At 64.9% G+C, this 19,495-nt stretch carries 17 protein-coding genes; 8 read left to right on the top strand and 9 right to left on the bottom strand.

Translation table 11 applies throughout. The annotated features are described in order from the left end of the window. Positions 1-8: 8 nt before the first annotated feature. Genes KBZ13_RS11265 through rpmI form a run of 3 tightly spaced genes read right to left on the bottom strand, consistent with a single transcriptional unit; the run spans position 9 to position 1,206 of the window. A complete protein-coding gene (locus KBZ13_RS11265; RefSeq protein ID WP_255009208.1) occupies positions 9-596 on the bottom strand; it encodes a tetratricopeptide repeat protein in 588 nt (195 codons plus the stop codon). Positions 597-616: 20 nt separating this feature from the next. Continuing rightward, the gene (gene rplT, locus KBZ13_RS11260; RefSeq protein WP_255009207.1) at positions 617-964 is read right to left on the bottom strand and encodes a 50S ribosomal protein L20; all 348 of its coding nucleotides are present in this window, start codon (positions 962-964) and stop codon (positions 617-619) included. Between the two features lie 41 nt (positions 965-1,005). Then, positions 1,006-1,206 carry a 50S ribosomal protein L35 gene (gene rpmI, locus KBZ13_RS11255; RefSeq protein ID WP_255009206.1) on the bottom strand — a complete coding sequence of 67 codons (201 nt, stop codon included), beginning with the start codon at positions 1,204-1,206 and terminating at the stop codon, positions 1,006-1,008. Positions 1,207-1,282: 76 nt separating this feature from the next. Here rpmI and KBZ13_RS11250 point away from each other — a divergent pair, with 76 nt between their 5' ends. Together KBZ13_RS11250 and KBZ13_RS11245 are read left to right on the top strand one after the other, a co-directional pair. Continuing rightward, on the top strand, positions 1,283-2,854 hold the full coding sequence (locus KBZ13_RS11250) for a SpoIID/LytB domain-containing protein (protein WP_255009205.1): 1,572 nt from the start codon (positions 1,283-1,285) through the stop codon (positions 2,852-2,854). Between the two features lie 38 nt (positions 2,855-2,892). Continuing rightward, positions 2,893-4,248 carry a glycosyltransferase gene (locus KBZ13_RS11245; RefSeq protein ID WP_255009204.1) on the top strand — a complete coding sequence of 452 codons (1,356 nt, stop codon included), beginning with the start codon at positions 2,893-2,895 and terminating at the stop codon, positions 4,246-4,248. Positions 4,249-4,282: 34 nt separating this feature from the next. On the opposite strand, the gene KBZ13_RS11240 is transcribed toward KBZ13_RS11245, so the two are convergent. Next, a complete protein-coding gene (locus KBZ13_RS11240; protein ID WP_255009203.1) occupies positions 4,283-4,681 on the bottom strand; it encodes a tellurite resistance TerB family protein in 399 nt (132 codons plus the stop codon). Between the two features lie 219 nt (positions 4,682-4,900). Between KBZ13_RS11240 and KBZ13_RS11235 the strand changes: the two genes are divergently transcribed. The 3 genes from KBZ13_RS11235 (at position 4,901) to KBZ13_RS11225 (ending at position 8,756) form a co-directional block, all read left to right on the top strand. Further along, entirely contained in the window at positions 4,901-5,662 is a 762-nt protein-coding gene (locus KBZ13_RS11235) for a MinD/ParA family protein (RefSeq protein ID WP_255009202.1), read from the top strand. Between the two features lie 3 nt (positions 5,663-5,665). Continuing rightward, complete coding sequence (glsA, locus tag KBZ13_RS11230; RefSeq protein ID WP_255009200.1) at positions 5,666-6,697, top strand: glutaminase A; 1,032 nt, start codon at positions 5,666-5,668, stop codon at positions 6,695-6,697. A 193-nt stretch (positions 6,698-6,890) separates the two neighbouring features. Then, positions 6,891-8,756: a PAS domain S-box protein gene (locus tag KBZ13_RS11225; RefSeq protein WP_255009199.1), complete on the top strand. Its 1,866-nt coding sequence runs from the start codon at positions 6,891-6,893 to the stop codon at positions 8,754-8,756. A gap of 6 nt (positions 8,757-8,762) precedes the next feature. Here KBZ13_RS11225 and KBZ13_RS11220 read toward each other — a convergent pair whose 3' ends face one another. The 5 genes from KBZ13_RS11220 to tig form a co-directional block, all read right to left on the bottom strand. Continuing rightward, positions 8,763-10,628: a DNA polymerase III subunit gamma/tau gene (locus KBZ13_RS11220; RefSeq protein ID WP_255009197.1), complete on the bottom strand. Its 1,866-nt coding sequence runs from the start codon at positions 10,626-10,628 to the stop codon at positions 8,763-8,765. Positions 10,629-10,661: 33 nt separating this feature from the next. After that, the gene (locus KBZ13_RS11215) at positions 10,662-11,327 is read right to left on the bottom strand and encodes a lecithin retinol acyltransferase family protein (RefSeq protein ID WP_255009195.1); all 666 of its coding nucleotides are present in this window, start codon (positions 11,325-11,327) and stop codon (positions 10,662-10,664) included. 104 nt (positions 11,328-11,431) lie between these two features. Further along, positions 11,432-12,784, bottom strand: a complete 1,353-nt coding sequence (clpX, locus tag KBZ13_RS11210) for an ATP-dependent protease ATP-binding subunit ClpX (protein WP_255009193.1) — start codon at positions 12,782-12,784, stop codon at positions 11,432-11,434. Positions 12,785-12,873: 89 nt separating this feature from the next. Beyond that, positions 12,874-13,530 (bottom strand): ATP-dependent Clp endopeptidase proteolytic subunit ClpP, encoded by a 657-nt coding sequence (clpP, locus tag KBZ13_RS11205; RefSeq protein ID WP_315859627.1) that lies wholly within the window; start codon positions 13,528-13,530, stop codon positions 12,874-12,876. A gap of 77 nt (positions 13,531-13,607) precedes the next feature. Then, positions 13,608-15,050: a trigger factor gene (gene tig, locus KBZ13_RS11200; RefSeq protein ID WP_255009191.1), complete on the bottom strand. Its 1,443-nt coding sequence runs from the start codon at positions 15,048-15,050 to the stop codon at positions 13,608-13,610. Between the two features lie 330 nt (positions 15,051-15,380). Between tig and KBZ13_RS11195 the strand changes: the two genes are divergently transcribed. From KBZ13_RS11195 to KBZ13_RS11185, 3 genes are all read left to right on the top strand, one after another. Continuing rightward, positions 15,381-16,445, top strand: coding sequence for an aspartate-semialdehyde dehydrogenase (locus KBZ13_RS11195; RefSeq protein ID WP_409995649.1), 1,065 nt, complete (start codon positions 15,381-15,383; stop codon positions 16,443-16,445). After that, positions 16,442-17,347, top strand: coding sequence for a 4-hydroxy-tetrahydrodipicolinate synthase (dapA, locus tag KBZ13_RS11190; protein WP_255009181.1), 906 nt, complete (start codon positions 16,442-16,444; stop codon positions 17,345-17,347). The genes KBZ13_RS11195 and dapA overlap by 4 nt, the downstream gene beginning before the upstream one ends. Before the next feature lie 89 nt (positions 17,348-17,436). Continuing rightward, positions 17,437-19,485, top strand: a complete 2,049-nt coding sequence (locus KBZ13_RS11185) for a ribonuclease J (RefSeq protein ID WP_255009179.1) — start codon at positions 17,437-17,439, stop codon at positions 19,483-19,485. Positions 19,486-19,495: the final 10 nt, after the last annotated feature.

The following is a 19,495-nucleotide window of genomic DNA, read 5'->3' as shown; positions in this document are numbered from 1 at the left end:
CCAACGGTTCAGGCTTTTCTTTTAGGGTCGCCGCCCACGCCCAGGCCCTCCTTTGCGCTCAAGGGGGCGAGGGGAACACCCTGCCTGCGCTCAAGTCCCTTGAGTCGCTTGCGGGCGGTTTTGTTGGTGTCATCGAGTTGAAGCACCTGCTCGTAGATGGCCTTGGCTTCCTCGTTCTGGCGCTGGTTTTCCAGGGCGTAGGCCAGGTTGTTGAGGGCCACGGGGTAGTTGGGCTTCGAGCGCAGGGCGGAGCGGTAGTGCTTGATCGCAGCGGCGTAGTTGCTCTGGGCGGCCAGGGCGAAGCCGAGGGCGTTCTGGATCACGGCCTGGGCTTCGGGGGGCTCCCCTTCGGCCCGTTTCGCAGCCAGCTTGAGGTTGGCCGCCGCCTGGGGGTAGAGGCGTTTGCGCAACTGCACAGAGGCCAGCTCATAGAAATCAGCCGCGTCGGTGGCGCTGGCCTTGCTCTTGCCCTCCAGACGGACCAGGGACTGCTCGTCCTTACGCACCCGCAGGATCTGCAGGCCGACCAGGACGGCCGCCCCAGCGAGCAGAACGACCAGACCTAGGAGGTAGGCCTGGGGAAGGAGCCGATCCATCGGGCCTATCGAGAGGATGGTCAGCCCTTGGCGGCGCTGACCACGTTGCTGAAGCTGCTGGGATCGATGACGGCGAGTTGAGCGAGCATCTTGCGGTTCAGCTGCACATCGGCCTTCTTGAGCCCGCCAATCAGGCGGCTGTAGCTGAGGCCGTTGAGGCGGGCGGCGGCGTTGATGCGGGCAATCCAGAGGCGGCGGAAGTCGCGCTTGCGCCGGCGACGGTCGCGGTAGGCATTGCAGAGGGCTTTCATCACCCGCTGGTTGGCCGTGCGGAACAGCGAACCATTGCCGCCCCGGAAGCCACGGGCCAGGCGAAGGATCTTGTTACGGCGTTTACGGGCAACGTTGCCCCTTTTGACGCGGGCCATGGGAGTTCAGTAAAGGAATGGAAACGGAGCGCAGCTGGGGCTCAGCGGCTGTAGGGCAACATCGCCCGCACGTTGTCGGCATCGCGCTCGTCGACGACGGCCATGGTGCCCAGGTAGCGCTTGCGCTTGGGACTCTTGTGATCGAGCAGATGGTTCAGGAAGGCGCGACGGCGCATGAACTTCCCGGTGCCTGTCGCCTTGAACCGCTTGGCGGCAGCTTTGCGGGTCTTCAGCTTGGGCATGGCTCGTGGTCGGGCACAAACAAGCAAACTACGACGCGGACCAGCCTTCCGCCAACTCCCTGGCGCCCGTTCGTCGATGTCTTCGTCCCTGATGCTCAATCTGCGGCGCCCGATCCAGGGGACCGCGCTCCTGGGCGGAGCGGCCCTGGGGGGTTTGCTGCTGCTGGCCCAGGGCTGTCGTGCCAGCTCGCTGCTGCATTGGCCGGTGCCTGCCCCGCCGGCGCTGAGCCGCACCGAGCCGGTGCTCTGGGTCGCGCTGGCGGCCCACCTGGGCCCCAGGCCGGACAGCGATCCCGCAGCGGCGCCCCCGTTGACCCTGGTGAGTCCATCGGGCCCACTGACGCTCACAGAGGCCTCGGGTCGCCAGCTGCGGGGCTCCAGCCTGGGGTTGCTCTGGCGGCGGGTTCCCCTCAAGGAACCCCTCAACCTCCAGCGCACGGTGCTGGGTCCGTTCCCCAGCTACGAGCGCGCCGAGCAGGTGGCCGAGGCCTGGCGCCAACAGGGAATCAGCCCCGTGATCGCCAAACCTGGCGACTGGGAGGTCTGGGGCGGCCCGGATGCGCTGCCACCGACCCTTGGGGGCAGCCGGCTGGCTGCTCGTCAGCAGCGGGCCCGGATCACGGAGCGGCTGGTGCTCGCCGTTCGGGAGTCGTTGGGCCTGAGGACCCTGGAGGGCCCCCTGCGGCTGAGCGCGCCATCAGGGCTGCGCTGGGCCGGTGGGCTCTACCAGGGGCCGTTTCGGCTCCAGAGCGATGCCTATGGCAGCTGGAGCCTGATCGAGCAGGTCCCACTGGAGCGTTACCTCCTGGGGGTGTTGCCCCATGAGATCGGCGCCGAGGCTCCCGCCGCCGCCCTCCAGGCCCAGGCGGTGCTGGCCCGCACCTGGGCCCTGCGCAACCGTCAGCGTTTCAGGGTGGATGGGTACCACCTCTGCGCCGATACCCAATGCCAGGTCTACGCCGATCCCCGCCAGGCGGGCGCGGCTGTGCGCCAGGCGATTGCGGCCACTCGATTCCAGGTGCTGATCTGGCAGGGGCAGCCCATCCATGCGGTGTACCACGCCAGCAATGGCGGGGTGGCGGCCGGGTTCGAGGAGGCCTGGGGGGGCGCCCCACTGCCCTATCTGCAGACCCGACCCGATGGTCCAGCTCCTTTCGAGCGCAGCTTCGCCGTGCCCCTCAGTGAACCTGCCCGCCTCCGCCAGCTGCTTCAAGAAGGTGGCGCGGCCTACGGCAGCGATCACCCGCTGTTCCGTTGGCGGCGCTCCCTGGACCGGGATCGAATCAGAGCGGCCCTCGGTCCCCAGGCCGCTGCCCTCGGCGTGCCCCAACGGCTGACCGTGCTGGAGCGGGGGGCCAGCGGTCGCGTGCTTGCCCTGCAGATGCAGGGGACCGCGGGCCGGGTGGTGCTGCGCTTCGATGCGATCCGGCGCGCCTTCCGCCGGCTGCCCAGCACCCTGTTTGTGGTGGCGCCGGATGGCCCGGGCCGCTGGAGCTTCGTGGGGGGCGGCTTCGGCCATGGAGCTGGGCTCTCCCAGGCCGGGGCCATGGATCTGGCCCGGCGGGGCTGGCCTTCAGGCCGGATCCTTCAGCACTATTACTCCGGCACCAAGCTTGAGAGCCTCCAGGGCCTTCTGCTGGATCCCTAAACCGCGGCCCCTAAACTTCCTCAACTTTTGGGTCGGCCATGGCCGTGAACGGCAGCACGGGGACCGATCGCCGACGGGTCAAGGCTTCGGTGTTCCTGATCGCCTGCGTGGCGGCCGGGGTGGCGCCCCATGGCCTCAGCGGGGGCCGCAGCGTTCTGCCGGCGCTCACCTTGACCCTGTTGCTCGGGATCTACAGCTTCCGCACGGTGCTCCTGGGGGCCCGCCGCCGCCAGGGTGAGACCGAGGCCGCCCAGCCCCCGTCGAACCTTGATGGGGACGCAGCGTTGCCGTCCGTCGATGTGGTGGTGGCGGCCCGCGATGAGGAGGCGGTGATTGGTCGTCTGGTGGAGCGCATCGCCCAGCTCCGATACCCCGCCGGTCGGTTGCAGCTCTGGGTGGTCGATGACGGCAGTGAGGACCGCACCCCGGAACTGCTCGAGGAGCTCAGGCGGGAGCATCCCTTTTTGCATCTGGTGCGCCGCAACCGCGAGGCGGGGGGGGGTAAATCCGGTGCCCTCAACACCGTGCTGGCCCAGCTCAAGAGCCGCTGGATGTTGGTGCTCGATGCCGATGCCCAGCTTCAGAGCGATGTGCTCGAGCGGTTGATCCCCTTTGCCGAGCAAGGTGTTTGGTCAGCGGTGCAACTGCGCAAGGCCGTGGTCAACGGTGAGGTCAACCTGCTCGCCCGGGCGCAGGCGATGGAGATGGCCCTTGATGCGGTGGTGCAGCAGGGCCGCCTTGATGGCGGCGGCATCGCTGAACTGCGGGGGAACGGCCAATTGCTTCTCAGAGAGGCGATCCAGGCCTGCGGCGGATTCAACGAGGCCACCGTCACCGACGATCTGGACCTCAGTTTCAGGCTGTTGCTCGCCGGCCGTTCGATCGGCGTGCTCTGGGACCCACCGGTGCAGGAGGAGGCCGTTCTCAGTCTCCGGGCCCTCTGGCGACAACGCCAGCGTTGGGCCGAAGGGGGTCTGCAGCGCTTCTTCGATTACTGGCCAGGCCTGGTCTCCGGCCGCGTCAGCCTCTCCGGCAAGCTCGATCTCAGCAGCTTTTTCCTGTTGCAATACGTGCTGCCGGTGGTGGCGGTGGCGGACCTGGCCGCGTCCCTTGTGACGCGCACCCTGCCGGCCTTCTGGCCCCTGTCCCTGGTGGTCCTCGGCCTCTCGGGGGTGGCGATTCTTCAGGCCTGCCAGCGGAGCAGCGAGGGCCCGCCCCTGCCCGAGGCCAATCCGGCCTCCCTCGCCCTGGTCATGCTTTACCTGCTCCACTGGTTCGTGGTCATTCCCTGGGTGTGCCTGCGCATGGCGGTGCTGCCCAAGCGACTGGTCTGGGCCAAGACCCTGCATCTGGGCACCCTGCCCGAAAGCGATCTGAGCACCCAGGCCTCCTGAAATTGGGGCCGCGGCCAGCCTCTGGCCTGGGCTCCTAAAGACTCGCGTGGAGGATGTTCATCACCTCCATGATTGTGCTTGTTTCGTCAGCGCTCAGTTCCAAAGCCTCCGACAGGTGGTCGAGAATGCGCTGTTCTTCCTCCACCAGGGGACCGTCCGAGCGCATGATCTCCGTCGCCATGGCGAAGGCGGTCAGCCGTTGGGGCCCATCCAAGGCGGCGCCAGCCTCCAGCAACAGGGCTTCGGCACCTTGTGCCTTGAGGCTCAGGAGCAAATCGTTCATCAGGGCGATCATCTCCTGGTCGCTGCGTTCCCGGTAGGGGGAGCGGTAGTCGAGGGAGTGGCGCAGGGCGCGGGCTCCAGCGCTGCCCATCACCCCATCCCAGGCGACGGAGGCCAGGGCGACAGCGGCAAGGGCACGAGAAGGATCCATGGGCGCGCTAGGGGCTCAGCCACGCCTTTCATCGCAGGCTGAGGGCCCAAACGATGGTAATGGTTGCAACCGTCCCCAAGACTGAACGATTCGTGATCCAATGGCCGAACCATTTGGACACCTGGGGAGCCTCCGCCGACCAGGCCGGCATTCTTGGTAGCGCTCGTTACCGCAAGGGGGTCGGGCAACGCTTAGTTGTTTCTGAACTCAAGGGTGGCAATGCCAAAAGTCGTCTCCGTTCATTCCTACCGCGGGGGCACCGGGAAGTCGAATTTCACGGCTAATCTGGCTACGACTGTTGCGGCTCAGGGTTTTCGAGTTGGCGTGATTGATACCGATGTGCCCTCGCCAGGTATTCACAACCTGTTCTGCCTTGAGCAAGATGAAATAGGCAAAACGCTGAATGATTTCCTCTGGGATGAAGCGTCCATTGCAGAGGCTGCTTACGATGTCAGCGCCAAGGTGGGCATCGAGCTTCCAGGTCAGATCTTCCTGGTTCCCTCCAGTGTGAAGCCCGATGACATTTCACGCATTCTTCAGGTGGGCTATGATGTGAGCAAGATGAACGACGGATTCAGGAATCTCGTTCGAGAGCTCAAGCTTGATTTCCTGTTCATCGATACCCACCCAGGGCTTTCCAAGGAAACCTTCCTTTCGATTGCCATCTCCCATGTACTGCTGCTGATTCTGCGCCCTGACAAACAGGATTACCAAGGAACTGCGGTCACCGTCGATGTGGCTAGGCAGCTGAAGGTCCGACGTTTATTGCTGGCCATCAATAAGGCCCACAGTGGACTGAATCTGGATGCATTGCGAGCCAAAGTGGCAGAAACCTATGGCGAAGCGGTGGCTGGAGTCTTTCCTCTTTCTGAAGACTTTGCCCGCTTGGCCAGTGAGGGTGTTTTCTGCGTCAAGTATCCTGATCACCCATTGACTCAGGAGTTCAAGCTCGTTGCCAAGTCCATCATGGAAGGTAGTTGAGTCATGACAGATCTAAGGAGTTTTGTTACACTCGCCAGCTCGATCAATGCGGTGGCCTCCCCTTTCAGGAGTTATCTCAATGATCTTTATAATAAGCATCGCGGCCTCAAGAAAGGCAGGGTAGCTGATTACATTCCTGAGCTTGCGTTAGCCAGCGCCGATTCATTTGGGATTTGCGTGGTCAGCACGGATGGTCAGACCTTCGAAGTTGGAGACTGCGATAAAACTTTTACGATCCAGTCAATTTCAAAAGCCTTCGTTTTTGGTCTTGCTCTTGAAGATCACGGTCGCAAGTATGTGAATAGCAAAGTGGGCATGGAGCCCACGGGTGAAGCCTTCAACTCGATCATTCTTGATGAGGCGACCAATCGCCCCTACAACCCCATGGTTAATTCCGGGGCGATCGCTACCACAGATCTGATCAAGGGTCGCAACGGCACCGAGCGCCTCAAGCGCATCCTCGAGATGTTCGGGCGCTACACCGGCCGTGCCCATGACATTAATGTCCCCGTGTTTCTTTCGGAAAAAGAGACCGGTCATCGCAATCGGGCCATGGCTTTTCTGATGCTGAACTTCTCCATGGTCAGCGAGAAGATTGATGAAACGCTGGATCTTTACTTTCAGCAATGCTCCATGTTGGTCAACGCCAAGGATTTGGCCATGATGTCAGCGACCCTGGCCAACGGCGGTGTGAACCCCGTCACGGGCATTCGAGCCATCGAAGAACGCTATGTACAAGATGTGATTAGTTTGATGCTCACCTGTGGCATGTACGATGCCTCGGGAGAATGGGCCTACCGGGTGGGCATTCCAGCCAAGAGTGGGGTCGCCGGTGGGATCACGGCGGTGGCCTCAGGCAAGCTGGGTATCGGCATCTATTCTCCGCCCCTCGATGCCAAGGGCAACAGCACCCGAGGGATCAAGGTTTGTGAGGAGATTTCACGGGATTTTGGCCTGCATATGTTCAACACGGCCACACCCAAGCACGACCTTGTCACCTGGATGAATGGAGACCATGACTCCCTTGGCTGGTAAGTTACGGCACGTCCATGCTGCGTGGGGCGACTCACCATGGTCATGGGTTCTTTTGCTGTTGACACCTGGTTTGGTCTCAGTTGAGGCAGTGGCAGTTGGATAGACATTGGTCCATGCGCATGCCTGTATACCGAAGCTTTAAGTGCGGCTGTAGTAGACCAAACGATAGGCAAAGGCCACGGCTGCTAATGGCATGACCACCCAGAACCACCTAGAACCTAAGTCCAGCTGGTACAAGGCATTGAGTTTTCAAGCCTTTCGCCTGAACCTCCGCACCTACTTGGTGGTTCCTTTTGTCTTGCAGACTGTGGCCACGGTGGGTCTGGTTGGCTTTCTGTCGTTTCGCCATAGCCAGCGGGCGGTCAATGAATTGGCGGCGCAGCTCCAGGACTCGATCTCCAAACAAGTTTTGGTGCGGGTCACTAATTTTCTCAACACTCCCCACCGCGTCAATGCGCTGAATGCGAATGCTGCCAGCCTGGGGTTGATCAGATTTGACAACATTGATGCGGCCCGCCCCTTCCTCTGGAAGCAGGTCAATGCCTTCAACGATATCGGTTACTCAGGTCTGGTTGACCGTGAGGGTCGCTTCATCCGTATTGGTTGGGCCAACAATCGCTTTGCTTCCGATGAGGATCCACAGCTAGCTCTTCAACTCAAGCCAGGTTCGGGAGATCTGGTTTATTACGGGCTGGATCGCTCCGGCAATCCAGCAGATGTGGAGAAGGTTCGCTCTAACTTTGATGCCAAGGACTCTCCCTTGTTCAAGGCCGCAGTTGCTGCCCGTCGCCCCACCTGGGGGCCTGTTACGGTCAATTTTGGTTATGACAATCTTCAGTTAAATGCCGTTTCTCCTTACTTTGGCCCGGGCGGCAAGCTACTTGGGATTTTTAATACTCAGATCAGCTTGGATCAGATCAGCCAATTTCTTCGCTCCTTGAAGGTCAGCCGCAATAGCAAGGTCTACATCTTTGAGCGCACGGGTGAGCTGATCGCCTCGTCTTCACCCAACCAGCCCCTGATCGTAGGAAAAGGGGACCAACGACAGCGTCTGCTCGCCAGTGAGTCCACCGATCCCATGCTCAGGGGCGCCATGGGTGTCATCAACGAGAATTTGGGAAGCTACAGTCGCGTTTACGAGAGCCATCAATACGAGTTCAAGCTAGATGGCGACAGGGAATTGATGAGGGTTTCACCGCTTGAAGATGGCAAGGGTTTGCAGTGGCTGCTGATGGTGGTCACACCTGAAGCTGATTTCATGGGCCAGATTGAGGCCAACTCCAAGACCACCATCTTCCTTTGCGTTGGTTCGTTGGTGTTTGCGGTGTTTCTTGGCCTGGCTTCCTCCCAGTGGGTCACCAATCCAATTGAAAAGATTTCCCAGGCAGCCAGGCGGCTTGCGGCTGGAGACCTCAATCAGACAGTTGATCCAAGCGTGATTATCGAGATCGATCAGCTGGCGGGCTCCTTCAACAACATGACCCACCAGCTGCAGGCATCGTTCACGGCGCTGGAGCAATCGAACCTTGAGCTCACCTTGGCGGAGGAGAACTTTCGCAGCATCTTCGAGAATGCTCAAGATGGCATCTTCCAGTCCAGTGTTGAGGGTCGCCTGCTGCGCGCTAATCCCGCCCTTGCGGACATCTACGGATACCACTCCACCAAGGAGATGCTGGCGTCTGTGAAGGATGTCAATACTCAGTTCTTTCAGAATCCTGAGGTGGTCACTGAACTTCAGGAGCGGCTGAAGCGCGATGGTACCTTGACCGATTTCGTGTATTCGACCCTACGGGAGGACGGCGACAGCATCTGGCTCGAACTGGATGCTCGGCTGGTGAAGGATGCGGCCGGCAAGACGCTCTATCTGGAGGGCATTGCGCGGGATGTGACCGATCGCAAGTTGCGCGAGGAATCCCTGGAGCGTCAGTTGCGCGAACTTAAGGTCGAGATCGATCAGGGCAAGAAACAACAGGATGTCGAGAAGCTGACCAGCAGCACATTTTTCCGCGAAGCCAAGCAGCAGATCGAAGATCTCGATCTGGAAAACTTCTGGTCCTGAACGTTCTCAGGCCGCTTCCCCATCCTCCAGGGGGCCATCCAGCTCCACAACCTCTCCGTTGAAGAATTCCGCCAGTCGGCGGGCGTTTTCATCCAGTGGATTGCGCGTCTGTGCGCCACCAGGGGCGAGCTGCTGCCCTGCGTTGGCAGCGGCCTCAGGCGCCGGGGTTGCCGCCCCGGCCCGATCATGCGCTGGGGGGCTCGGGATGGGCAAGATCGGAACAGCTGCCGTTTGCGCCTGTCGTACAGGGGGAGAAGGTTGGGGGCTGGCCTGGGCCGGGGGCTGAGCAGCAGCAGGCATCGCCGAGGCGGGCACGGTTGCCGGAGCGGCCCCCTCCAGAACCAGTTGGCGGGGGCTCCCCAGGGTGGTGGCCACCGCCTTCTCCAGCAGAGGAAGACGGCTCTGCACCATCGCCATCCAGGTGGTCGCCACCCGCACCACGGCCCGCTGACCATCCAGCCGCACTAGCTCGGCCTGCTGGGAGAGCAACATGCGCGTTGACGGCAGCTCCAGGGCGGCCAGCATCTGTTGCCAGAGCTCGCTCAGGGGGATCTCGCCGCTCGCTGGAGGGGGGGTGGCGATCTTCGGGACTGGCGGGGGTTCGGCCTCGGCCGCTGGCTCTGGTGCCGCTGGCACAGTTGCCACTGGTGCAGGTGCCACTCGTGCAGGTGCCGCCGGCTGATTGGCGGCGCGCACGTCCATTCGCACCGGAGCGGCTGCCGTTGCAGTCGCTGGCACCTTGGTGGCCGTGGCCGAAGCACTGGCCGCTGCCGGTTCCGCCAGCAGCCCCAGCAGCAGCACTTCCAGCCACAGCCGGGGCTGCACGCTTTGACGCAGTTGCTGCTCGCTGCCCTTGAGCTGGCTTTGCCAGCGCAGCAGCCGATCGGGGTCGATGGCGGCGGCCAGGGGTGCCAACCGCGGCCTGAACTGGGGCGAGAAGCTGCTCAATTCGGGGCGCTCAGGGGCCACCCGCGCCAGGACGAGATCCCGCAGCAACCCCGCCAGGCCCTGGAGCACGGCGCCGGGCTCCCGTCCCCGCTCTAGCAGCCGGCGGGTGGCTTCGATCACCCCCAGGGGCTCACCCGTCGCCAGGGACTCCGCCAGTTCCAGCAGGTCCTGCTCGGGCACGGCCCCCAGCAGATCCCACACGGCCACAGCTTCGATCGGTGCCGGCAGCAGGCTCAGTTGATCCAGCAGGCTTTCGGCATCCCGCAGTCCCCCCTGGGCCCGCTGGGACACCACGTGCAGGGCCTCGGGTGTGATGCCGATGGATTCGGCCCCAGCGATGAAGCGCAGGTGGGTCTCCAGGGCCTCCAGGGGAATGCGGCGGAAATCGAAGCGCTGGCAGCGCGACAGAATCGTGGGCAGCACCCGCTGGGGGTCGGTGGTGGCCAGCACGAACACCACCCGCGGTGGCGGCTCCTCCAGGGTCTTGAGCAGGGCGTTGAAGGCCGCCGTGGAGAGCATGTGACATTCGTCGATCACGTAGACCTTCCAGCGGGCCTGCACCGGCGCGAAGCGGGAACGCTCGATCAGCTCTCGGATGTTGTCGACACCGGTGTTGGAGGCCGCGTCGATCTCGATCACATCAAGGGCATTGCCGGCGGCGATGGAGGTGCAGAGGGAACAGCTGCCGCAGGGCTCCGCGGTCGGCCCTTCGCTGGCCAGGCAATTGAGCGAGCGGGCGAGGATCCGGGCACTGGAGGTCTTGCCGGTGCCGCGCGGACCGCTGAACAGGTAGGCCGGCGCGATTCGGTTCTGCTGCAGCGCCTGGGTGAGGGTGGCCGCGATCGCCTCCTGCCCCACCAGCTGGTCGAACCTCTGGGGTCTGTACTTGTGGTGCAGGGGCTGATAAGGACTGGCCTGGGTCATCGGTCTGTCCCTGGGGTGGCCATGGACCTGAGATTACTCAGGCTTGCCGGCCTCCAGCAGCCGGTTGAGCTTCCCCTCCAGTTCCTCCACGGTGGTGAGCTGGTCGGCCAGGCTGCGGGCCGCCCGCAGCAGCCCCTCGTTGACCGAGGCCTGGCCCCCTCCCCACCAGGTCTCCGCCTGGGCCAGTTCCTTCTCCAGCCGCTCCTGCAACATCAGCCGCAGGGCATCCAGCTGCTCGAGGCTGCGCAGGGCCAACGCCCGACCCCGCTCCAGCTGTTCGCCATCGAGGTTGAGCCCCTGGCGCAGCAGCAGTCGCACCGCGGCGATCAGGGCCGCGGGCATGAACTGGCCGATGGCCAGGGCACCGAGGCTGCCGGTGTGGAGCCAGTCCTCCACCTGGGGGCTGCGGTGTCGACCGGTCTTGCACCAGATCGCGAAGTGCTCACAGTTGTTGAACAGCAGGTTGTAGCGCTGCTCCCCGAGTCTCCCCATGGCCCGCCGCAGGGTCACCCCGGGGGGGGAGGCTTCGGCGTAGGGCACCACGATCAGAGGCTGGCCGCGGCTGAACTCCTCCACCGGGCTGCGCAGAATCTGGCGCCCTTCCAGGTAATGGGCCACGGTGCCATCTCCCAGATCGATGCCGTGGTGGTTGAACAGACCGTGCTGGCGCGGGGCCTGCAGGTGGTCGGCGGCGGCCAAGGCTTAAGCGGGGAATGGGGTGCTCTCAGCTTCGCCCTGACGGGCCCAAGGCCCCAGGGCCGGTGGGGTGGGGATTGCCGTTCCCGCCAGGCTCAGGCTCAGGCTCAGGCTGAGGCCTGGGCGTCACGGTCGCCAGGGGCGAGGGGCAGCACCTTGGCTTTGGTGCGCTGCTCCACCAGTTCCTGGGTGACGGTGAAGGTCTTCATGTCCTGGTTGGAGGGAAGGTCGTACATCAGATCGAGCATCAGTTCCTCGACGATGCCGCGCAGGGCCCGGGCGCCGGTGCGCCGGCGGTGGGCCTCCTTGGCAATGGCCTCCACCGCCTCGGGTTCGAACTCCAGCTGGACGTTGTCCATGCTCAGCAGCGTCTGGAATTGCTTGACCAGGGCATCGCGGGGTTCGGTGAGGATCGCCTTGAGGGCGCGGGTATCGAGGGGTTCGAGCACGGCGCTCACCGGAAGGCGGCCGATGAATTCGGGAATCAGGCCGTAGCGCACCAGATCGTCGGGTTCCAGGTGGCGCAGGGCATGGGCCGCCAGGTGCTCGCGGCTGCTGCGGGTGCGGCCACGACCATCGGTGGGCAGAAAGCCGATCGAGTTTCGGCCGAGGCGCTTCTGCACCACCTCATCGAGGCCGACGAAGGCACCTCCACAGATGAACAGGATCTGACTGGTGTCGATCTGGATGCAGTCCTGGTAGGGGTGCTTGCGGCCCCCCTGGGGCGGCACGTTGGCCACGGTACCCTCCAGCATCTTGAGCAGGGCCTGCTGCACCCCTTCGCCCGACACATCACGGGTGATCGAGGCGTTCTCGCTCTTGCGGGCGATCTTGTCGATCTCATCGATGTAGATGATCCCCCGCTGGGCCTGTTCCACATCCAGATCGGCCTTCTGCAGGAGCCGCAGCAGGATGTTCTCGACGTCTTCACCGACGTAGCCGGCCTCGGTGAGGGTGGTGGCATCCGCCACCGCAAACGGCACATCGAGCAGTTCCGCCAAGGTCTGCGCCAGCAGGGTCTTGCCGCAGCCCGTTGGGCCAATCAGCAGGATGTTCGACTTGTGCAGGCGGGTGGCGCTGCGGTCGGTTTCTCCCTGGCCATCGCCCTGCCAGGCCAGGCGTTTGTAGTGGTTGTAGACCGCCACCGCCAGCACCTTCTTGGCCTCCTCCTGGCCCACCACCTGCTGATCCAGGAAGGCCTTGATCTCCTGTGGTTTGGGGACCGTGGCCAGGGTGGGGGCTGGTTTGGAACTCTTCTTGGCGGGCGCCTTGCGCGAACCTTCCAGCGCCGTGCGGGAGGAACTGCCCTGGGTTTCCACCAGCTCCTCGTCAAGGATCTCGTTGCAGAGATCGATGCACTCGTCGCAGATGTAGACCCCAGGCCCGGCGATCAGCTTGCGCACCTGCTCCTGGGACTTGCCGCAGAACGAGCACTTGAGATGGGCGTCGAACTTGGCCATCGCGCGGGATGTTGCGTTCTGAGTGGAGGGGGGAGGCCCTGGGGGAATGAATCAGCCGCGGGAGTCGGCTCGGCTCGGTTGATTCGGGATCAGACCGGATGGGCTTCCACCATCACACGATCAATCAGGCCGTATTCAACCGCCTCCGCAGGAGAAAGAAAGTAGTCCCGGTCAGTGTCTTCGGTGATCTTGTCGAGCGGCTGGCCCGTGTGCTCGGCCATCAGGCCGTTGAGGGTGTCCTTGAGGAACAGGATCTCCTTGGCCTGGATCTCGATGTCGACGGCCTGGCCCTGGGCCCCACCCAGGGGCTGGTGGATCATGATTCGGGCATTGGGCAGGGCCAGGCGCTTGCCCTTGGTACCGCCGGAGAGCAGGAAGGCCCCCATGCTGGCCGCCAGGCCGTAACAGATGGTGACCACATCCGGGGCCACCTGCTGCATGGTGTCGTAGATGGCCAGCCCCGAGGTCACCGAGCCCCCGGGGGAGTTGATGTAGATCTGAATGTCCTTTTCCGGGTCCTCGGCTTCGAGGAACAGCAGCTGGGCCACCAGCGAATCGGCGACCCCGTCATTGATGTCGGTGCCCAGGAAGATGATGCGCTCCCGCAGCAGGCGGGAATAGATGTCGAAGGCGCGATCACCGCGGCCGGATTGCTCCACCACCGTGGGAAGGATCCCGGGGGACGACACCGGCCGAGGCCCCTGCCAGCGGTTCGAGATCGGGTGGGATTGAAAAGCCTGGATCACGCGTGCGCCGGCAGGGGGGAAGGGGAGTGAATTCAATCTATTCGGCGCCACTGGACGGGGAGAGCCGGTGGGACGACTCAGCCCTCGGCCGCTTTGGCCTTGCCGGCCTGTTCGGATTGGTCGCCCTTGTCGGCTTTGCCCTTGGCTTTGGCCTTGGCCTTGGCGGGCTTTTCCCCAGCCTCATCAGCGCTGTCAGCGTCGCTGGCGGGGGCCTTTTCGCTCACGGTGCTGTGGGTTTCCAACCAGCCCAGCAGCTTGTCCCGCAGCAGGTCTTCGCTCACCGCTTCCCTCAGGCGGACCGGGTCGATGTTGGCGCTGTCGCTGAAGCCCTGGCTCAGCTCCTTGACCTTGGCGTCGATCTCCTGGGGCTCGAGGGCGATCGATTCGGCGGCGGCCAGGGCCTTGAGGGCCAGGCTGCGGCGCAGGCGTTCCTCGGCCTCGGGCCGGGAGGTCTCCTGCAGGCTGCGCACCAGCTCAGGGGTGAACAGTTTCTTGATGTCCATGCCCTGCTGGGCGATCTGGCTCGCGGTCTGCTCGAGCAGGGAGCGGATTTCCTGCTGGATCAAGGTCTCGGGCAGCTCCACCTCCAGCTCCACCACCAGGGCCTTGAGCAGGGCGTCGTGGCGGTTGCCCTTGGCCCGGCGCTCGGCGTCCTCCCGCAGCCGGGTCTCCAGGTCGGCGCGCAGCTCGGCCAGGGTGGTTTTGTCGCTGGCCTGCTGGGCGAAGGCGTCATCAAGGGCCGGCAGTTCCCGGCCCTTGAGTTCGGTGAGGGTGATCTCGAACGAGGCCCCGCGGCCGCGGGCCTCCTCCTGGGCGTACTCCTCGGGGAAGGTGCAGCTGATCGTGCGGGTCTCGCCGATGGCCTGACCCAGGATCCCCTCCACGAAACCGGGGATCATGCGGCCTTCCTCCAGCTCCACCTCCAGGGCCTCGCCGCTGCCACCGCTGATGGCTTCGCCGCTGTCAGCGAAGGTGCCGGTGAAATTGACCACCGCCACATCGCCGCTGGCGGCGGCGCGGCCCTCCAGGGGCACCAGGGTGGCCAGCTGCTTGCGGGACTGCTCGATCAGTTCATCCACCCGGGCCGGGTCATAGGCCACCGCCTCGGCTTCGGCCACCAGCCCTTTGGTGGCGCGCAGCGTCGGGGTGGGCTCCACATCGAGCTCGAGGGTGAGGGTGAGCTCCTCGCCGGGGTTGAAGCGCGCCAGCAGGGTGTCGAAGCCTTCGCTCAGCTCCGGACTGCCGAGGGCTTCGATTTTCTCCTGGGCCAGGGCGTCCCGCCAGACGCTGTCCACCAGCTCTTCGAGGGCGGTGGCGCGCACGCGCAGGGGGCCGATCTGCTGCAGCAGCACGGGGCGGGGCACCTTGCCCTTGCGGAAACCCGGCAGACGCACCGTGCGGCTGAGTTTCTCCACGGCCGCGTCATAGCTGGCCTGGCTGCGGCCGGCAGGGATGGCCACCTCCAGCGCCACCCGGCTGGCGGGCCTGGGGCTGGTTTTGACCTTCAAGGCGGTGCTCATGGACGCAGGGGATCGGCGGGGCAGCCTGTGATCCTAGAAAGCGGCCCTCTCGCCAAGGGACGCACGGCCACGTATTGTTGATCACAGTCAACTTGAAGTTCTACGCCGGGCCGGCATCTCCCCCAGCGACCTTCCCTGATTCCAGCTTTCACCACCTTTCGTCCGCTTCCGCCACCCCCCGACCCAATCCCAACCGCTCCACTCCGGCCATCCCATTCAGCTCTGCCTTCCTGGTGCTTCGGGCTGGTTTCGTCTTGATGTCGCTGTTTCACCCCGTTGTCCGTTACCGCTCACTCCCGATCCCTGCCTGAGCGCCCCCTCCGCGTCGTCGTGCTCGGCGCCACAGGAGCGGTGGGTCAGGAGTTGCTTGCCCTGCTGAGCGAGCGCCACTTTCCGGTGGCCGAGCTGATCCTGCTCGCTTCTCCCCGCTCCGCCGGCCAGACGGTCGAATGGAACGGTCAGACCCTCACGGTTCAGCCGGTGAGCGCCGCCGCCTTCGAGGGGATGGATCTGGTGCTGGCCTCCGCCGGCGGCTCGGTGTCGAAGCAGTGGGCTCCCCTGGCGGCCGCGGCCGGTGCCGTGGTGATCGACAACTCCAGCGCCTTCCGCCTCGATCCCGCCGTGCCCCTGGTGGTGCCGGAGGTGAACCCCGAGGCCGCTTTCGAGCACAGCGGCATCATCGCCAACCCCAACTGCACCACGATCCTGCTCACGTTGGCCCTGGCCCCTCTGGCTGCCCGCAGGCCGATCGAGCGGGTTGTGGTCAGCACCTATCAGTCCGCCAGCGGCGCCGGGGCCCGGGCGATGGAGGAGCTGCGGGAGCTCAGCCGCACCGTGCTCGAAGGGGGTGAACCGGTGAGCACGGTGCTGCCCCACTCCCTGGCCTTCAACCTCTTCCTGCACAACTCCCCTCTGCAGGCCAATGGCTACTGCGAGGAGGAACTGAAGATGCTCAACGAGACCCGCAAGATCATGGGCTTGCCCGATCTGCGTCTGTCGGCCACCTGTGTGCGGGTGCCGGTGCTGCGGGCCCATTCCGAGGCGGTGAACATCCAGTTCCGTGAGCCCTTCCCGGTGGAGGAGGCCCGCTCCCTGCTGGCGGTGGCGCCGGGGGTTGAGCTGATCGAGAACTTCGAGACCAACCGCTTCCCCATGCCCACCGACGTCACCGGCCGGGATCTGGTGGCGGTGGGTCGAATCCGCCAGGACCTCAGCGATCCCCATGCGCTCGAGCTGTGGCTCTGCGGCGATCAGATCCGCAAAGGCGCGGCCCTGAATGCGATCCAGATCGCCGAAGCGCTGCGTTCCCCCCCAGCGACCTCCTCAGCGCCCCCCCCAGCGCCCCTTGATGCGGCCACCGGCGCCGCAGCGATGACCGCAGGAGGTGTGGCTTGAGCCCATTGGCGGCCAGCCCCGTACCCTTCGGCCGGGTGCTCACGGCGATGGTGACCCCCTTCGCCACCGATGGCTCCGTCGATCTGGAGCTGGCGGCCCGGCTGGCGAGCCACCTCACCGCCCAAGGGTCCGATGGCCTGGTGGTCTGCGGCACCACCGGTGAATCGCCCACCCTCAGCTGGGACGAACAGCACCGCCTGTTCGCGGCGGTGAAGGGGGCTGTGGCCGCCGAGGTCAAGGTGCTGGCGGGAACCGGCAGCAACTGCACCGCCGAGGCGGTCGAGGCTGTGGCCCAGGCGGCTGAGCTGGGGGCCGATGGCGCCCTGGTGGTGGTGCCCTACTACAACAAGCCTCCCCAGGCGGGCCTGGCGGCCCACTTCCGGGCCATTGCCGAAGCGGCGCCCCAGCTGCCGCTGATGCTTTACAACATCCCCGGCCGCACCGGCTGCAGCCTGGCTCCCGAGACCACGGCCCTGCTGCTGGATCTGCCCAATGTGGTCAGCTTCAAGGCCGCCAGCGGCAGCACCGAGGAGGTCAGCCTGCTGCGTCAGCACTGCGGCAGCCGCCTGGCGATCTACTGCGGCGACGACGCCCTCACCCTGCCCATGCTGGCCGTGGGCGCCGTGGGCGTTGTGAGCGTGGCCAGCCATCTGGTGGGGCCCCAGATCCATCAGCTGGTGAGCGCCTTCCTGGCCGGCGACCACACCACCGCCCTGGCCCTGCACGATCAATTGCTGCCCCTGACCCGGGCCCTGTTCAGCACCACCAACCCGATCCCGGTGAAGGCGGCGCTCGAGCTGTTGGGCTGGCCCGTGGGTGCCCCTCGCCTACCGCTGGTTTCCGCTGAAAGCGATGTGCGTGACCGACTGACCACCGCCCTGGCTGCCCTGCGTCCTACCTGACGCCAAGGCTTCGCACCGCGCGCTTCGCTCCAGCTTCAGCAACAGATTTCCCCTCACTTCTCACCCGGAACCCTCCGGATCTCTCCACGATGACAGTCAGCAACAACGGCAAAACCAACGGTTCCCCCAAGCAACCCGGTCTGCGGGTGATTCCCCTTGGCGGTCTCCATGAGATCGGCAAGAACACCTGTGTGTTCGAGTACGGCGACGACCTGATGCTGGTGGATGCCGGCCTGGCGTTCCCCAGCGACGGCATGCACGGCGTCAATGTGGTGCTGCCCGACACCAGCTACCTGCGCGAGAACCAGAAGCGCATCCGGGGCATGATCGTGACCCACGGCCACGAAGATCACATCGGTGGCATCCCCCACCACCTCAAGAACTTCAACATCCCCGTCATCTATGGCCCGCGGCTGGCGATGTCGATGCTGCAGGGGAAGATGGAGGAAGCGGCCGTCACCGATCGCACCATCATCCAGACCGTGAGCCCGCGGGATGTGGTGCAGGTGGGGCAGCATTTCAAGGTGGAGTTCATCCGCAACACCCACTCGATCGCCGACAGCTTCTCCCTGGCGATCACCACCCCCGCCGGGGTGGTGGTGTTCACCGGTGACTTCAAGTTCGACCACACCCCGGTGGATGGCGAATATTTCGACATCCAGCGCATGGCCCACTACGGCGAGCAGGGGGTGCTCTGCCTGTTCAGCGATTCCACCAACGCCGAACTGCCGGGCTTCACGCCCCCCGAGCGGGCCGTGTTCCCGAACCTCGATCGCCACATCGGCGCCGCCGAAGGTCGGGTGATCGTCACCACCTTCGCCAGTTCGGTGCACCGGGTCTCGATGATCCTGGAGCTGGCGCTCAAGCATGGCCGCAAGGTGGGCCTGCTGGGCCGCTCGATGCTCAACGTGATCGCCAAGGCGCGAGAGTTGGGCTACATCCGCTGCCCCGACGAGCTGTTCGTGCCGATCAAGCAGATCCGTGATCTGCCCGACCGCGAGACCCTGCTGCTGATGACCGGCAGCCAGGGCGAGCCGCTGGCCGCCCTGAGCCGCATTTCCCGCGGTGAGCACCCCCAGGTGCAGGCGAAGAGCACCGACACGATCATTTTTTCGGCCAGCCCGATCCCCGGCAACACCATCTGTGTGGTGAACACCATCGACCGGCTGATGATGCTCGGAGCCAAGGTGGTCTACGGCAAGGGCGAGGGCATCCACGTCTCCGGCCACGGCTGCCAGGAGGATCACAAGCTGATGTTGGCGCTCACCCGGCCGAAGTTCTTCGTGCCGGTGCACGGTGAGCACCGCATGCTCATCGCCCACTCCAAGACCGCCCAGTCGATGGGTGTGCCGGCCGACAACATCCTGATCATCGACAACGGCGACGTGGTCGAGCTCACCCCCGACTCGATCCACAAGGGCGATCCGGTCAAGGCGGGCATCGAGCTGCTCGATGCCTCCCGCAACGGCATCGTCGATGCCCGGGTGCTCAAGGAACGCCAGCAGTTGGCGGAAGATGGCGTGATCACCCTGTTGGCTGTGATCAGCACCGACGGCGTGATGGCGGCCCCGCCCCGGGTCAACCTGCGGGGGGTGGTCACCACGGCCGATGCGCGCAAGTTGTCGCTCTGGGCCGAGCGGGAGATCACCTGGGTGCTGGAGAACCGCTGGAATCAGCTGGCCCGCAACACCGGCGGCAAAGCCCCCGAGGTCGATTGGGTGGGCGTGCAGCGGGAAATTGAGGTGGGACTGCAGCGGCGCCTGCGCCGGGAGCTCCAGGTGGAGCCCCTGATCATCGCCCTGGTGCAGCCCGCCCCCGGGGGCACACCGGCCTACAAGGGTCGCGCCGAGGCCGAACCCGACAGCCGTCCGGCTCCCCGGGGTGGTCGCTCCGGCGGCCGTGACCGTGATGGAGGCGTCCCCCGTCCCCAGCCCGTCCATGGGGCGCCCGTGCGCCAATTGGTGACCGCCGCCGCACCCACTGCTGCGGCATCCATCCCGTCGTCGGCCTCAGCCGTGCCGGCGCCGGTCGCCACTTCCGTGGGTCTGCCAACGGCGGCAGCCACCCCCGTGCGGGATCCGGAGCCGGAGATGCCCGCCAACCGCACCCGCCGCCGTCGCTCCACCGCCGCAGGCTGAGACCCAGGGA

The organism is Cyanobium sp. ATX 6F1, from assembly GCF_024346315.1.
In the GTDB taxonomy this organism is placed as follows: Bacteria; Cyanobacteriota; Cyanobacteriia; order PCC-6307; family Cyanobiaceae; genus ATX-6F1.
Note: the sequence above shows the minus strand (reverse complement) of the source record. Positions and strands in the feature narration are given on the sequence as shown.